Annotated in this window: 17 protein-coding genes; 1 reads left to right on the top strand and 16 read right to left on the bottom strand. The window is 33.6% G+C overall.

The features are described from left to right. Positions 1–48: 48 nt before the first annotated feature. From AC3IPI_RS05070 to flxA, 16 genes are all read right to left on the bottom strand, one after another. Entirely contained in the window at positions 49–498 is a 450-nt protein-coding gene (locus tag AC3IPI_RS05070) for an acyl-CoA thioesterase (protein WP_039117444.1), read from the bottom strand. Next, positions 473–1,756 carry an ABC transporter permease gene (locus AC3IPI_RS05065; protein ID WP_489157538.1) on the bottom strand — a complete coding sequence of 428 codons (1,284 nt, stop codon included), beginning with the start codon at positions 1,754–1,756 and terminating at the stop codon, positions 473–475. Before AC3IPI_RS05065 ends, AC3IPI_RS05070 begins: the two co-directional genes overlap by 26 nt. Next, positions 1,746–2,444 carry an ABC transporter ATP-binding protein gene (locus tag AC3IPI_RS05060; RefSeq protein ID WP_039113377.1) on the bottom strand — a complete coding sequence of 233 codons (699 nt, stop codon included), beginning with the start codon at positions 2,442–2,444 and terminating at the stop codon, positions 1,746–1,748. Before AC3IPI_RS05060 ends, AC3IPI_RS05065 begins: the two co-directional genes overlap by 11 nt. A 60-nt stretch (positions 2,445–2,504) precedes the next feature. Continuing rightward, positions 2,505–3,503, bottom strand: a complete 999-nt coding sequence (darH, locus tag AC3IPI_RS05055) for a BtrH-related acyltransferase DarH (protein ID WP_489157536.1) — start codon at positions 3,501–3,503, stop codon at positions 2,505–2,507. Then, positions 3,503–3,907: a flexirubin biosynthesis protein DarG gene (gene DarG / locus AC3IPI_RS05050; protein ID WP_489157534.1), complete on the bottom strand. Its 405-nt coding sequence runs from the start codon at positions 3,905–3,907 to the stop codon at positions 3,503–3,505. The genes darH and DarG overlap by 1 nt, the downstream gene beginning before the upstream one ends. A gap of 321 nt (positions 3,908–4,228) precedes the next feature. Next, positions 4,229–4,687 carry a hotdog family protein gene (locus tag AC3IPI_RS05045; RefSeq protein WP_489157532.1) on the bottom strand — a complete coding sequence of 153 codons (459 nt, stop codon included), beginning with the start codon at positions 4,685–4,687 and terminating at the stop codon, positions 4,229–4,231. An 8-nt stretch (positions 4,688–4,695) separates the two neighbouring features. Next, positions 4,696–5,124: a hotdog family protein gene (locus AC3IPI_RS05040; protein ID WP_369827343.1), complete on the bottom strand. Its 429-nt coding sequence runs from the start codon at positions 5,122–5,124 to the stop codon at positions 4,696–4,698. 3 nt (positions 5,125–5,127) lie between these two features. Further along, positions 5,128–6,261, bottom strand: a complete 1,134-nt coding sequence (gene darB / locus AC3IPI_RS05035) for a dialkylresorcinol biosynthesis protein DarB (RefSeq protein WP_489157529.1) — start codon at positions 6,259–6,261, stop codon at positions 5,128–5,130. 10 nt (positions 6,262–6,271) lie between these two features. Continuing rightward, on the bottom strand, positions 6,272–7,174 hold the full coding sequence (locus AC3IPI_RS05030; RefSeq protein ID WP_489157527.1) for an NADPH-dependent FMN reductase family protein: 903 nt from the start codon (positions 7,172–7,174) through the stop codon (positions 6,272–6,274). Between the two features lie 39 nt (positions 7,175–7,213). Beyond that, positions 7,214–8,857, bottom strand: coding sequence for a phytoene desaturase family protein (locus AC3IPI_RS05025; RefSeq protein ID WP_323490008.1), 1,644 nt, complete (start codon positions 8,855–8,857; stop codon positions 7,214–7,216). A gap of 61 nt (positions 8,858–8,918) precedes the next feature. After that, on the bottom strand, positions 8,919–9,806 hold the full coding sequence (locus AC3IPI_RS05020) for a lysophospholipid acyltransferase family protein (protein ID WP_086893875.1): 888 nt from the start codon (positions 9,804–9,806) through the stop codon (positions 8,919–8,921). Continuing rightward, a complete protein-coding gene (locus AC3IPI_RS05015; protein WP_035620058.1) occupies positions 9,806–10,060 on the bottom strand; it encodes an acyl carrier protein in 255 nt (84 codons plus the stop codon). Before AC3IPI_RS05015 ends, AC3IPI_RS05020 begins: the two co-directional genes overlap by 1 nt. A 4-nt stretch (positions 10,061–10,064) precedes the next feature. Beyond that, positions 10,065–11,288, bottom strand: a complete 1,224-nt coding sequence (locus AC3IPI_RS05010) for a beta-ketoacyl-[acyl-carrier-protein] synthase family protein (protein WP_039117453.1) — start codon at positions 11,286–11,288, stop codon at positions 10,065–10,067. Between the two features lie 21 nt (positions 11,289–11,309). Further along, a complete protein-coding gene (flxB, locus tag AC3IPI_RS05005; protein WP_039113391.1) occupies positions 11,310–12,041 on the bottom strand; it encodes a flexirubin biosynthesis SDR family reductase FlxB in 732 nt (243 codons plus the stop codon). Between the two features lie 126 nt (positions 12,042–12,167). Continuing rightward, the gene (locus AC3IPI_RS05000; RefSeq protein ID WP_489157523.1) at positions 12,168–13,397 is read right to left on the bottom strand and encodes a WG repeat-containing protein; all 1,230 of its coding nucleotides are present in this window, start codon (positions 13,395–13,397) and stop codon (positions 12,168–12,170) included. A gap of 38 nt (positions 13,398–13,435) precedes the next feature. Continuing rightward, positions 13,436–14,956: a flexirubin biosynthesis tyrosine ammonia-lyase FlxA gene (gene flxA, locus AC3IPI_RS04995; RefSeq protein WP_086893872.1), complete on the bottom strand. Its 1,521-nt coding sequence runs from the start codon at positions 14,954–14,956 to the stop codon at positions 13,436–13,438. A 101-nt stretch (positions 14,957–15,057) separates the two neighbouring features. On the opposite strand from flxA, the gene AC3IPI_RS04990 reads away from it, so the two are divergent. Further along, the gene (locus AC3IPI_RS04990) at positions 15,058–16,320 is read left to right on the top strand and encodes an NAD(P)/FAD-dependent oxidoreductase (RefSeq protein WP_039113394.1); all 1,263 of its coding nucleotides are present in this window, start codon (positions 15,058–15,060) and stop codon (positions 16,318–16,320) included. The last annotated feature ends 14 nt before the right edge of the window (positions 16,321–16,334 follow it).

The raw sequence follows: 16,334 nt of genomic DNA, 5'->3' as shown, positions 1-16,334 counted from the left end.
GCAGATTTACACGGATTATTTTTATTTCGTGATAATTCGTGTTTGTTTTTACTTCAATAATCCTACTTTTCTCTTCCATTCTTCATAAAAAGGAGGATTGGTAAGCATTAAATTCCCTTCTTTATTTAAAAATACCTGAGTGGTTTCGCCTGTGCAGACAATCTCATCGTTGGTATTGAAAATTCTAAATCTAAAAATTATTTTTGCGGCAGGTGTATCTACAATACTTGTTTCCACCCGAATGACATCGCCATAACGCAAAGATAATTTATGTTCGCAAATAGATTTTACAATTGGGGTTGTATAGCCACTTTCGGCAACATCCAGATAGGTAAGTTTGTGTTTACGCCCGAAAGCTTCACGACCATCTTCAAAATAAGTTATGTAATAGCCGTGCCAAACGATTCCGAGTGCATCGGTTTCGTTAAAGCGAACTCTAACTTCTTCGGTAACTGTTAATGCAATAGCTTCGTTATACTGCTCTTTTCTTCTTATCATATGCTAAGGCAATTGTTGTGGTAATTATAAAAAACAGAAATAATAAACTTATTTCCGGAATGATTTCTAAGATAGATGCGTTACGTAATAACACATCGTAAAAGGCATTTAATCCCCAGTTCATCGGTGATGATTTGGCGATGATTTGCATGATTTTTGGCATTGCAAAAACAGGAACCCAAACTCCGCCAATTGCAGCTAAGATAATAACACTTGTTGCGCCAAAGGGAGCCGATTGTTCTTGTGTCTTGGCAACGGTTCCTAATAAAATCCCAAAACCTATGGCAGCAAATCCAGAGAACAACGCAACGATACTCATTAAGAATAAATGTCCTTCGATATTAAGTGGTGGCAAACCAATTTCTGGAAACAGAAATACGGCTACAGCTACCATCATATAAAACTGAATCATACAAATTACGGAATACGTAATTGTTTTGCCCAGCATTACAACACGATTTGAAACTGGATTTGTTAATAATCGAACGAAGGTTCCTTGCGTTTTTTCTTTTACAATATTAATCGAAAGCGGAATCACAATAAAGAACATAGCAAAAAGTGTCCAAGCCGGAACGTTATGTTGTGTCGAATTTGGCAACACTTCTTTGTTGTTTACTCTAGGAACTATTTCTTTGAAAGTGATAAAACTTTTTTGTTCAAAACTAGCGCTTCCTTCTCCTAATTGTTCCTGAAAGGCGGTGTATATAGAATGTGTTTCTATTTGCGAGATCATCTTATCGATAGAGTTCATGACCGCATTCTTGAAACTCATTTGTACTGCAGGGTCAAAGTATAGTTTAACCTCCTTTTGGTTGATTATTTTAGGAGTTTCAGTCTGGGCAAGTGTATCGGTTAAACCAATGCTGCTCACTATTTTTTGTACATTCTGGTCGATTTTTGCCTGTAAATCTTTACTTAAGTTTTGCGGAATTACAATCGCCAATTGATATTTTCCTTTATAAACAGCTTCTTTGGCAACAGCCTCGGTTAAAGGAATGTTGTCGATTTGAGTTACTACAGTAAACAGGTTGCTTTTTTGCAAATTATCATAAACTGTTTTGGCTACTGAACCGTTGTCGTTATTAACCAAAAGGATTTCGATTTTGGAATCGCTTACGGTTTTAAATGTACTATCCTGAATTAAGGTTACGGTAATAACAAGTACTAGAGGCATCACAAATAAAATGATTAATCCTCCTAAATCTCTTTTCAGTAAAAGAAATTCTTTCACGACGGACATCCATAGTTTATATATCATCTCTCAGTTCTTTACCAGTTAATGAAATAAAAACGTCCTCTAGGTTTTGAGCATTTTGTGTATTCGATATTAATCCTGAGGGAGTGCCTTGAGCGTAAATTTTTCCTTGGTCAAGTATTGCAATATCACTACAAAAATCTTCCGCCTCAGATAAATGATGCGAAGTATAGATTATAGTAGTTCCGTTTTGGTTGAGGTATTTTAGGTAATCAATAATAGCATTTTTAGATTGCACATCGACACCAACTGTTGGTTCATCTAGAAATATAATTTTAGGATTGTGTAATATCCCTGCAATTAAATTGATTCTTCTTTTCATTCCTCCCGAAAAGGTTTCGATACGTTTATCTGCAAATTTCAGTAAACCCAAAAGGTCTAAAGTTTCGATTACTTTGTCTTTTAAATCCTGACCTTTTAAGCCGTACATACTCCCGAAATAATGTAAATTCTCTCTTGCGGTTAGGGTAGGATATAAGGCATATTCCTGAGGAACAACGCCGATAAATTTTTTTATTTTGGTAGCATTAGTTCCATAGGTCATTCCGTTAATTGTAAAAGAACCCGAAGTAGGCTTGACTAAACCACAGAGCATAGAAATTAATGTGGTTTTCCCAGCTCCATTTGGGCCTAATAAACCAAAAATCTGACCTTCGTTTATAGTAAGCGTTAAATCGTTCAAAGAATACATTTCTGCATTTTTGTACTTTTTAGAAAGGGATGTTATTTGAATAATGGGTTGCAAAATATATTAGCTAATTGCTTTTTTTAATTTCTTAAAGAACACTTCTTCTCTATTGGCAATGTCCAAAAGTTGGTCGGCAATAGTATTGTAAGCATCATTTTTGGCACTTCGGTTTTTGTAGATTCTTGAAGCTTCTACAGCAAAATCTCGCCATAAATCTCCAATTTGGGTCATTTCTTTCGAAAGGATTTTTAAATCTTCATTGTTTAAAATAACGGCAGCTTCTTGTAAAAAAGCAGCATATATAAAACGGAAACCTCCGCCACCAGTTCCTATCTCTTCTTGCATTCGTACCATTTGCGCCAGATAATGATTGGCTTTTTTGGTTCCGTGTTTAAGAGGCCATTTGCGTATTTTTCCCGAAACTAGTTTTATTCCTTTAACACCAATAATAGGCATTGGCGCAAGCATATCGCGACAGGTATTCTTTATTCCTTTGATAATCGCACTTTTTAAATCAATGTTCTCAGGAATATGAATCGGATAATACATTTGCCCTTTTGGAGCAAAAGCACCTTTAGCAAAACGGACTTTGTCTAAGTCGTCATGTGTAAGCGTGGTAACAGTTTCCATTACGGGGTCGCTAATAAGATAATCGGTATCGGTTTTTCCGTAAACCACTAAGTTATGAGCATTGAAATGAAAGCGATATTCGTCTGGAAAATAAGTTAGGTTGTAAACACCGACTTGTAATCCTGTTGGGATATTATTTTTTAGATTTTCATCTAAAGCTTGGCTTGCTTTGGAAACGGATGAAAACTTTTGTCTTTTTATTTTTAAATATAATCTATTGGCAACTCTCCTAAAAATTTGTCCTGGTAAGGTTCTGTAACTTATTGCAGGTGCATAATTAACTTTTATAAAAGGCAGGTACACAAAAAAAAGTCCTGAGCCAATACCAAAAACCATAGGTTCACTTAAATTTAAACCGCTGTTTTTTAGCAAATTTGAAGCTACTCCATTTTCGCAATGCGCCGATTGATGATGTGTAAAAGTAGTTTGCATTAATCTGTTTTAAAATTTTTTAATTCGGATACTGAAATCGAAAAAGCATCAGCATATTTTTGTAAAATCCGGTCATTTAGTTTTGCAAAGATAGCGGGTTTAAAATGCCTTTTTACGCGCCATTTCCACAGACCAACATAATTGGAAAGGATTAACAAATCCATTCGGTTCAATTCCATAAAATAGCAAATAGGGCTTACTTCTCCGTTTTTGACTTGCAATTTTGCATCGGCGATGCGTTCGTTTATTTCATCGATAGAATTAGAAAGTGCAATAGTTTTAGGTTCCCAACCTGTACTTAGAGCTGTAGTATAATTACCGTTTTCGTCGGTTGCATATACAAGCTCTTTCATATTGTTTTTGGTTAAATTCCCTTGGTCTTGTGGTACTTTTTCTTTTTCCATGACTTATATGAATGTTAGGATGTTAAAAGCATAAGCGATTAAAAATAAAGAGGTTAGTGTTGTTAGAAAAAAAACTAAACTTTTTCTTTTCAATATTGCGAGATATATCATTTCAAAAATGAATGCTATACAAAAGGCCATAAGTATATAAATGAGCATAAGTAAAAGACCAAGGTCTCCTACATCTCCACTATGATGGCGATTCCCTAGGGTATTTTCATAGTAGGACTTATAAATAAAAAGAGAAGATCCTATTAAAAAAATTAAAATTCCAATTCGAATTAATATATGTTTTAAACCCATTTTATTATTTAAAATTAATTATTCCGGAATCGAAACTGTCTTTTGAATGAATAAATTAATTTCACATTCCAATAGTTGTGTTTCTTCATGAAAGCTTTCGCAACTCATCGTACATAATGTATAATCGTCTCCAGCAAATTTAGAAACCAAAGTTGCTCGTGTAATTATGCTTGTGTTCACTTTTGGTAATTCGTATATTTTGAGATTTTTCAGCGTACTGATAAAACCAATAACACTTACATTTTCTTCTTTGTCAGGATTAGCAAAATATTTTTGAGCTACAATAGAAGAGCAGGTTTGCGCCACATTCTCAATTAATCCGGCTTCGATAAAAATATTCTTGTCGACAAAAATATTATCTTCTTTAATTAAAAAAATGGTTTCTACACTTTGAGCATCTATCGTAAGAATCAAATCTACCATAAGCATTGGCTCACGGTGCGGGAGATAATTTCGGATGTCTACTAGAGTGTCCATTTGTTATATTATTTAGCCAAAACGGTTTTCATTTGTCCGTTGGCAATTTCTTCGTTGTTTAAGGTCGTAACAATATCTACCAATGTTATTCCGGCAAATTCTTGTATAATAGTAATCGTCGATTGAATCTCGTCGTTTACACTAGGCAATTTCTTTATATCAATTTGCTTGATAGAACCTATATATCCTGTCGGTGCTTTTTCTTGTTTTAAGAAAAAAACATATCCTGTATGTAAAGCGACAGATTGTGCCATATGTTCTATTAATCCAGCTTCTAAAAAAATCCCGTTTTCTGAGAAAATATTTTCACTTTGAATTTTTAAGCCAGCAACCAAAGAACTTTCATCAAATGAAAACATTTTGTCTACCATTACAAAAGGGAACTTTTGTGGTAATAAATTTTCGACTGCTTCTTTATCTAGAATAGGTTTTGTCATGATTTAGCAAACCGTTAAATACGCATACGCAAATGAGAATCGTCCGCTTTCGGGAACTGATAAAAGAATGCGGTCGCCTACTTTTAATTTTCCTGAGTTCATTAATTCTTCAACAGCAAGATAAATGGATGCCGAACCTACGTTTCCAACATTAGCAAGATTCATAAACCATTTTTCATCGGCTATTCCTACATTGTTTTCTTCAAGGTTTTTCTTTAAACCTTCAACAAAAAAATGAGAAGAAACGTGAGGGATAAAATAATCAATCTGGTCTGCAGTAACGGCATTTTTTGCCATTGCTTCACTCATGCTTTTTGCGCCCTTAGCCAAGATAAATTCATCTAATAATTTTACATCTTGTTTGATAGAAAATACAGATTCGTTTAACCATTCTTCAGGAGAGTAATCACTCCAAGGTTTTATTTCGCCACTTTCAAGTTTATCTCCTCCGGCATACATGCAAGTCTCTAATTCATACGCATACGAAAAAGCTTCCATCCATTCTATTTTTAAGGAAATAGGTCCTCTTGGTTTATTTTCTAATAAAAAAGCACCAGAACCATCGGATAACATCCATCTTAAAAAATCCTTTTTAAAAGCGATTATAGGAAGTTCTTCCAGATTCTTTAAATTAGAAACTTCTGGATTATATTTTTGTGATAAGAACCATGACGAAACTTTCTCAGATCCTGTACAAACGGCATTTTTTGAATTTCCTGATTTAATAGAAAGGAAACCATATTTTAGCGAATTCATTCCTGCGCAGCAAACTCCTGATGAAGAGTTCAACTCAACCGATTTGTTCTTTAGTAATCCATGAACCATAGCTGCATGGGATGGTAAAAAAAGATCTGGTGTTGAGGTTCCGCAAGAAAGGACTTCCATATCTTGTGGAGTAAAATCGTTATCAAATAATTTTACGATAGCATTATGCGTTAGCTCCGCATTATTATGCGTGCTTTTTCCATCTTTGTCTATTGCATAATACCTACTTACAATCTTGTTATTGCGCAAAATAATACGTCTCGCTTTGGAAACGGCATCGTTGATAAGGCCCAAATAGCTTTCCATTTCATCATTTGTGACAGCTTCATTTGGCAAATATTTTGCGGCTTTTGTAATATATACTTCAAACATAATATGGGTGCTAAACTCCTTGGTAATATTGAGTTTCTTTTTTTATTTTGTTTATTTTAATAGGATATGTAATAACGTGCAATATATACACTATTGGGGATATTAACCAAATCGCGAGGAATAAATAAACATTAAATACCTTAAGGAGTATCTTTCTGTTTTTATCATTTCTGGAGATTAATCCTGACCATTTGGTAAAAATTTTATTAGCAGTTTTATCTACGGTTACCAAATAAGAACTAATACGAACGGCTGAATTTGCGATTAGTTTAGGTTGTAGGTCTTTTAAATTATTTTCTTTTAGATTTGAAGCAATAATATCTCCAAATTTTGAGGATTCCTGAATGTCTTTTTCAGATACTCCTGGTAAAGGGAAAATACCCAAATACTTTTTTTTAACTCCAGAAAACATCCATTCTACAATAGTAATCACACTTATTAAATTGCCAACACGATCTACTAAAGCTACGTTTCCAACCAAATTTGCATTGGCTTCTTTTAGTAAAACTTTAATTTTTTCCTGCGCCATAATCCACATATTTCTTGAACCACTTATGGTTACTACAGGAGTATTATTTAATATTTTATGTGCTTCGGGACTTTTTAAAAAGGAGTTAATAGGGATAGAAGGGGATAAATACCAAACTTGATAGTTTAATAAAACTAAGTCGAATTTTGTATTTAATATTTCTTCGGGAACTGGTTTTAATGCTGTTGGGATTTGCCTAAATGACTCAGGAAAAGCATCAAAAAAAGAATCTTTATCCCAAGGAAAAGGAAAAGGTTTCTCTAATTGTATTTCATGAAACGTTACTTTAAACTCGTCTGAATTCAAGAAAGGTTTCGCTATATTCCGAGCTATACTTTCGAGTTGTCCAGATTGAGAGTAATAAATAAAAAGAACATTTTTCATTTTGGTTGTGGCTTTTGGTTATGGCAAAAGTAATTAATTTTATGAAACGAATTTTCTGATTTTATCGGTTCGCTTTGTGTGAATCCAATCTGGCCAAGTCGATTCATCTTCGGCATCATAAATACGAATTTCTTGATTTTTATCTTCAATAAGTAATTCGTCGGATGTGCAATTAAGAATCAAAGCGGCGGCAGCAACTCCTGAATAGGTTGCCCCTGCAACACCATGTGATAGTGTACACGCTCCACATAAAAACAAATTTTCAATCTCGGTTTTGTTTTTATAGGAGAATGGACCAACTTGATTTAATGTTTTTTCAGTTCCATATACATTGCCTTTGGTCGAATTGATATAAAACTCATTTGTTTTTGGTGTTCCTAATTCGGCTTGAACAATATTTTGTTTTGCATTTGGGATGATTTTCTCCAGATTGTTCATCAGTTTATCAATCACTTTTTCTTTGAAAACTTTATATTCTTCATTATGATAATCTTCTAATCCGTTAAAATCTTTTAAGTTGTCATAATTTACATAAGTAACGATTTCAAAATTGTGATATCTTCCGTTAAAACTTGCTGGATCTTTAAGTGTTGTGCAACTTATAAAAACGGCAGGAAATGAATCGCCAGAATCAATGTTGTTACTCATTAGGTTTTCAAAATTTTCATCGTCGTTTTCATCTTTCATCATCCATATATTTCCCGAATCAATATTAAATTGGGTAACATCCATATCTAATGTCAGGAATAAAATTAATGAGGTTACGGAGTATTTAGTTTTCTGTAGTTTCTTAATAAGTGATTTACTTAAATGTTCTTTACCTATTAAGTTTAAATAGGTAATAGACGGATCAGCATTGGAAATAATATTTTTAGCAAAAATGGTTTCTCCGTTTTCGAGTTCAACTCCTATTGCTTTTTTATTCTCAATAATTATTCTTTTGACATTTTGCTTTATGCGAACTTCTCCACCATGTTTTTTTACTCCATTTGTCATTGCTTTTACAATACCTCCACCTCCGCCCATGGGATAAAAGCCTCCATCAAAATAATGTCCCATCACGGAACAATGTACAGGGAAACAGGCTCTATTTGGCGAAAGCCCATGATCACCACATTGTATATTAAGGACAGCTTTGAGCATTGGATCTTTTATATGCCAGCCAATTACTTTTTTTAAAGGGAATAAGGCAAACTTGCCAAAATGTTTGGTTCGGAAGGGAACTGTTATTTTCTGCCACAAACCTTTTAGTTTTGGCATTAGTTGCAATTCAAAATTTACTTTCTCGACTAAGGAAAGATATTCGGTTATGTTTTTTTCTTCTTTAGGAAAATGTGATGAAAGTGTTTTTTTGAGGTTGTCGATTCCTGCTGGTAAATCAAAAGTTTGGTTTCCGATCAGGCAATGTTCGTATGCTTTTTTATTCATTCGGAAAAACACCATATCATTGGCAATTCCTAAACCGCGGTAAAGTTCATTGGTAGATGCTCCTTTATCTATAAGACCTACATAATGTACGCCAGGACTAAAACGTTGTCCCTTTAATGTAAAGCTATGACTCCAGCCACCTGGAACATAATGTTGCTCAAGGATTAAGACTTTTTGCCCAGCTCTTGCTAAACAAATTCCTGTTGCTAAGCCGCCAACTCCTGAACCAATTATGATAGTATCAAGCTCTTTCATACTTTATTTTAAGATTTGCTAAAGTATAAAAGAATTCTTACTATATGTGCGGTGGCTTGTTTTATTTTGTGTTTTTTAATTGATTCCAAAAATCAAAATAATTGAACCATTGTAGGGGATACTTTTCAAGCATGGATTCAACGTTTTCTATGTAAGCACGTAATAACCCTTTTTCGTCACGATGTTTTACAGCAGCTTCACGAGCATATAAGTGATAATGCAAGTTTGGTTCTTTCATTACATACACAAAAACTACGGGAACTTTTAATCGGGAAGCAATTAAAAATGGTCCTGCCGGGAAATTAGCTTCTTGTCCTAATAGTTTGTCTGATAATGATTTTGTTCCTTCAAAATAACGATCTCCTGTAAAACAGATAAGTTCGTTTCTGCCCAGAGCAGCATTGATTTCGAAAATATGGGACAAATCGTCTTTTATGATAATAAACTTGACAGTTGGTTTTTGGGTAACACTTTCTAAATATTTTTTTATATCCGAATGTTCCAAGTCGGTAGTAACCAAATTGATTTGAAAATTGATATCGATTTCTCCGAAGAAATGTTCTGCAATTTCAAAATTTCCAATGTGAGCACTAATTAAAACACCACCTTTTTGTTCGGCAAGTAGTTTTTTTAGTGTTTCGATTCCATCAAATTCATAGGTAAATTGTTCTCTCATTCCGGCAGAAATGGAGACTTTATCTATTATGGTTTGTCCAAAAGTATAGTAACTTTTGAAAACCATTTTTTTGGATTTAAAATAGGAGTAGCCTAGTCTTTTATTAAAGTAATAAAAGATGGCACGATTGCTTTTTTTGAGAAAAAGGAAATAATAAGATGCGACAAAGTACAGGAGAAAGTAGGCAGATCTAACACCCGCTTTTTGTATTAAAAAAACGAATATTCTATATCCTAAAACAGTTCCTTTTGATTTGCCATCCCATTTGCTCATTAAGCAGTTTTGGCTTTTAGTTTGGTTTCGATAAGGTCATAAAAGTTTTGAAAAGTAGCAATGCCAACGAAATCAACTTCAACTAATTTTACGCCAAAATTTGATTCAATAGATACTACCAAGTCTACATAATCTAAACTATCTAGTCCTAAAGTATCTTTTAAATTAGCGTTCGGTTCAATGTCATCATTATCAACTTCAAATTCATCAACCAAAAAACCATTAATCTTTTCTATTATCTCTTGCTTATTCATTATTCTATTTAAACTTTTTAACTACGAGTGCAGAATTTGTTCCTCCGAATCCGAAGGAATTGGACAAAAATATATCAATTTTTCTATTTAACGTAGTTTTAACTAAATTTAATTTAGCTGCGGCTTCGTCTGGGTTTTCTAAATTGATGTTTGGAGCTATAAAATCATTTTGCATCATTAGTATAGAATAAATGACTTCGCTTGCACCTGCCATCCAGCATTCATGCCCTGTCATTGATTTTGTGGAACTTACATAAGGATTGCTTTTTCCAAAGATTTCAAAGATTGCTTTGGCCTCATTTTCATCTCCAACAGGAGTAGAGGTAGCATGTGCATTTATGTAGTCAATGTCCGACGCATTTAATTTTGCATCATCAAGTGCTCTTTGCATTGCTATGGCTGGACCTTCGACATTTGGAGTCGAAATATGTCCTCCATTTGATGAAAATCCGTAACCGCCAACTTCGGCAATTATAGTTGCACCACGTTTTATCGCAGATTCATAACTTTCTAAGATTAAAGTTGCTCCTCCGCCACTAGGCACTAAGCCATCACGACCAGAATCAAAAGGTCTTGATGCTTTGGTAGGATCATCATCTTCGGATGCAAAAACACCTAAACCATCAAAACTGCTCATTGCGTATTTGTTGATTTCTTGTGCTCCACCACAAATTACAATATCTTGAAATCCGCTTTTTATTAAAAAATAAGCCAGACCTATGGCGTGGGATCCACTTGCACAAGCGGCGCTTATAGTTAAATTAATACCTCTTAACTTAAAGATTGTCGAAAGGTTCATTGTAACAGTAGAGTTCATGGATTTAAAAATTGCTCCAGAACCAATTAAGGCTGTATCTTTTTTTTCTCGAACAATGTCGGTTGCATCGATAATAGCTTTAGATACGCTATCATTACCGTACATAATACCAACTTCGTTATTGTCGAAAAAAGAATCATCTATTCCAGCATTTTTCAATGCTTCGATGGTAGCCATATAAGCATATTCGGTTTCTTCACCAATGCTCATACGTTGTCTTCGGGTTAGTAGACTTTTTAAATCTGGTTTTGGAACCATACCAGTTAAGGCCGATTGAAAACCAAATTCTTTTCTCTCTGCATCAAATTGTATTCCTGATTTTCCATTGTACAAGGATTCTTTTACTTCATTTAATGAAGTTCCGATACATGAGTAAATTCCCATTCCTGTAATTACAACTCTCCTATTCATCTTCTTTTTTATAGTAATTTTTTAAGAATATATTCCACCGTTTATGTTTATAACTTCACCAGTTATATAACTTGATTTATTTGAAATCAAAAAGCTTACCAAATTTGCCACTTCTTCGGCTTCGCCAAAACGATTAACAGGAATTAATTTTAATAATTCTTTTTCGTCTAACTGGCTCGTCATATCAGTTTTTATAAATCCTGGTGCAACGGCATTTACGGTAATATTTCTTTTGGCTACTTCTTGAGCCAATGCTTTGGTAGCAGCTACAATTGCGCCTTTTGCAGCAGAATAATTGGTTTGACCAGGCGTACCTTTTACTCCCGAAACTGAAACCATATTTACAATGCGTCCGTATTTATTGCGGAGCATTTTTTGAATAAAAAATTGTGTGACATTAAAAAAACCACCTACACTTGTGTTCATAACTCCATTCCAGTCTTCTTGTGACATCCACATAAACAATCCATCTTTTGTAATTCCGGCGTTGTTTACAATTGCCTCAACGATGGCTTCAGGATTTGCATCCTGCCATTTGGTTAATACATTTTGAACTTCTTCAAAATTAGAAACATCAAATTGTATAATCTCAGCAGTTGCGCCTAATTTTATTACTTCTTCAAGTGTTTGTTCGGCAGCAATTTTGTTTGAATGATAGTTAATCAGAATGTGGTACTCTGTATCTACAGCTAATTTTTTACAAATAGCACTCCCAATTCCTCGTGAACCACCAGTTACTAATGCACATTTCATATATGTAAATTTTGTTTTTTATAGGTCATATATGGTATCGCCTTTTTATTTATTGGTCTTGGTGACACAATTTTTATTAGTCTCGATTTCATATATGTAAATTTTGTTTTTTATAGTCGATTTATGTTATCGCTTTTTTTTACTTACTGGTTTTGTAACCGGTTTTGTTTTAGTTTCTGACTTTGTTTCAGTTTTTGGTTTATCAGAGGCGATTTCACTTATAGTATTTTTTTCTTTTGTTTGCGAAAATAGTTCAGCGTTTTCAAACCATTGGTTGCCTAATACAGTTCCGTCTGGTTTAAGAAATCCCCATTTTCCTTCATTTTTTACTCTTGCTAAGCCATCTATAAAACCTTTGTCTTGTTGTACAAATAGAGCAATGACAAATCCGTTTGCCGTTATGGTATATTGAGTTGGGATTACTAGTTTTCCTGATTCATTAATAAATCCCCAGTTTTTTTCTTTTACAGGAGCTAATCCATTTGTACTAAAAACTTCGGCATCACTATAAGTTGGCGGAATAACAAATTCTGCTTTAGGGTTAATATATCCCCATTTAGATCCAATACAAACCGGAGCTAGATTTTTAGAAAAGGCTTTTGCTTTATCATATATTGGCAGAATTGCCCAACTTCCTTTTAAGTCAATGAATCCGATTTTTCCATCTTTTCTGGCATAAGTCAAATCTTGAGATTCGAAATCCCAAATTTTATCAGCACCTTCTACAGGAATAAATTTCCCACCAGATACTAATCCAAAAATTTTGTCTTTTCTGGCCCAAGCCGTGTTTTTATTATAATTACCAATTTCGGCATAAGCAGGTTCTATAACCTCTTTTCCAGCAGTATTTATAATTCCCCAATTTTTATTATTTTCTACTCTTGCAAAACCATTTTCAAAAGGTTTGATAACATCATATTTTGGTTCTAAAACAACTGCCATTTTTGAATTGATTAATCCAATTTTGTTTCCTTGTTTTATAAAAGCAACACCATCTCCAAAATCATATAATTTATCCGAAGGTGGTGCAATTTGTACCTCTCCTTTGGTATTGATGTAAACCCATTTTTTATCTTTAGATACGATACAAATCCCACTATTAAAATCTTTGGCGTTATCAAAAGTAGCTGGAATTGCCCAAGCTCCTTTAGTATCGATAAACCCCCATTTTCCATTATCTTCTACAGCAGCTAAGCCTTCAGAAAAACTTCTTGCAGTTTTGTACTGAGGTTCAATACGAAATGTTCCATCTTTAGTAAGATATCCAATTTTTCCGTTTTTCTTAACTAATGCCAGTTCTTGACTATTAACAAATTGAATGCTGCACAGCAATAAAAAAATAAGTGTTTTTTTCATGATTTTAAGATTCAAGATTAATAATGTAAAATAAAAAATTAATTATTTATCAGGTAGTCTTTTACTTTCTGAACAAAAGGATACATAACCTGATCTTCTTTAAATTTAGGTATAATTGTTCTAATATCGTCATATATTTTTTTGGTCACAGACGAGATTTGATCTTTTTGTTCTAAGTAATCAATTGCCTGAACAATAGTAATCAGCTCTATAGCCAAAACTTCAAATGAATTTTCTATCACTTTTGCAGTAATAACAGCAGCATTTGTTCCCATGCTTACAATGTCTTGATTGTCATTGTTGTTTGGGATACTGTGTACATACATTGGGTTAGACAACATTTGGTTTTCAGCAGTTGTTGAGGTTGCAGTAAACTGAACGCCTTGCATTCCGAAATTAAATCCTAATGTTCCAAGATTCACAAATGGAGGAAGGATTTCGTTTATTTTAGAATTTAATAAATAATTCAATTGACGTTCTGCAAGCATTGTAAGTTTGGTAATAACAATCTTTAACTTGTCCATTTCTAGTGAAATGTAATCGCCATGAAAATTACCTCCATGATATACATGTTTGTTTTTTACATCTATAATAGGATTGTCATTTGCCGAGTTAAACTCATCTTCTAGAATCGAACCTACATTATTGATAGTCTCTAAGATTGGACCTAGAATTTGTGGCACACATCTTAAAGAATAATACTCCTGTACTTTCTCTTTAAAGATTTCTTCGGTATTTTCTCCAGTATATAAGTGATCTTCTCTTTTACGGATTAAGGTACTGTCCGAGAGGTTTTCTCTCATTCTTGCAGCTACTTCTCGTTGTCCTTTATGACGTTTTGTTTGGTTTAATTCTTCCGAAAAATGGTCGTCATAAGCCTGTACAATTTCATTAATTGCGCATGAAAACTTTAATGACCAATCTAATAATTTATTAGCGTGATGTACATTTACTACACCTATTCCCGTCATTACTGAGGTTCCGTTTATAAGCGCAAGACCTTCTCTTATTTCTACCTGAATAGGAGTTAGGTTCTCAATTTCAAAAACCTCTTTTGTAGGTCTTCTTTCGCCTTTGTAAAAAACTTCGCCTTCACCTATTAATGTTAATGCCAAGTGAGATAACTGAACCAAATCTCCACTTGCTCCAACTCCTCCATGTTCAAAAATTAATGGAGTAATATCTTTATTTATGAATTCTTTCATTAAATGAATTACTGAAGGATGTACTCCGGAATTCCCTAAAGAAAGTGTGTTTAGTCGTGCTAGAATTGCTGCTTTTACACAAGCTGCATTTAATGGTTTTCCTGTTCCTGAAGAATGGCTTCTTATTAAATTGTATTGTAATTGAATTCGGTCTTCGTCTTTGATACGGTATTGAGCCATTGGTCCAAAACCAGTATTTACACCATAGATGACTTTGTTGCCAGAGAATTCTTTTAAGAAATCAAAGCTTTCATTTACCCGGTCTAAGACAGTTTTACTAATGTCTATTTTACTATTTCCAAAGATTATGGATTCAAATTCTTTTAAACTTAAATATTCGCCAATTGTGTTCATTTAACCCTTTTTGATTATGCTAAATTAATTTTATTTATTAAAATAAATGTAGTTATTTTGATGATGGCAAATGTAAGGCAATAATTAATAACAATTCGTATATGTTAAAGGAGTTTGTAGATGTTTTAATAATAGGAGCGGGACCCTCTGGATGCGTATCAGCAGCTTATTTACGTAAGAATAATTGTAAGATAAAGGTTGTTGAGAAAACTAAATTTCCTAGAATTGTCGTTGGTGAGAGTTTAATACCACGTGTAATGGATCATTTTGCCGAAGCAGAATTATTTGATAGTCTCAATGCAATGAACTTTGAGAAAAAGTTAGGAGCGAGATTTATAAGAGGAAATGAAATTTGTGTTTTTGATTTTTCTAATAAATTTTCTGAAGGTTGGGATTGGACCTGGCAAGTTCCCAGAGCCGATTTTGACAATACGATGGCTCAGGAATTAATTCGAAAAGGAATTGATTTAGAATTTGAGTCGGAAGTTATTGAAGTTTCTTTTGAAGGAAGCAATTCAAAAACAATTGTGAAAGATGTAAATGGAAATTTAAAAGAGATTCACGCCAAATTTATTATTGATTCTAGTGGTTACGGTAGAGTTTTACCAAGACTTCTAGATTTAGACAAGCCATCGGCTTTAGATCCGCATTCTTCTATTTTTACGCATGTAAAAGATATTAACAGACCAGAAGGTGTAGAGGGAACAATGATTTCTTTTGATGTTCTTGAAACTGAAGTTTGGTTATGGGTAATTCCTTTCTCTAACGGAAATACAAGTTTAGGAGTGGTAGGCCCTACAGATTTCATCAATTCACTTTCTGAGAATAAAGACAATGCCGAAGCATTAAAAAATGCTATTCAGCTTTCAGATTATTATATTAAAAGATTTCAGGGAACAGAGTTTTTATTCGAACCAATAAAGTTAGAAAACTATTCGCGTTCGGTAAAGAAAATGTATGGTGATGGATTTGCTTTGACAGGAAATAGTACTGAATTTTTAGATCCTGTATTTTCATCGGGAGTTGCTTTTGCTACCGAATCGGGTATGCTTGCTGCAAAACTTTATTTGAAACAATCTCAAGGAATTCCTGTAGATTGGGAAGTAGAATTTACTGAATATATGAAACGTGGAATTAATGTTTTTACCACTTACGTAAAAGAATGGTACACGGGTAATTTACAAACGTTATTCTTTCATCAGCCAGAGAACCCAGATGTAAAACGTAAAATCTGTGCTGTGCTTGCTGGATATGTTTGGGATGAAGAAAATCCATTTGTAAAAAAACACGATAATGTAATTAAAAATATGGCTTACCTCTTAAATATGGAAAGTAAGAAAAAACAAAACCCTAGTGAAAACTAGGGTTTTTGTTTTTT

Source organism: Flavobacterium sp. GL_143, from assembly GCF_057834355.1.
This window is presented reverse-complemented; position numbering and strand designations above follow the sequence as displayed.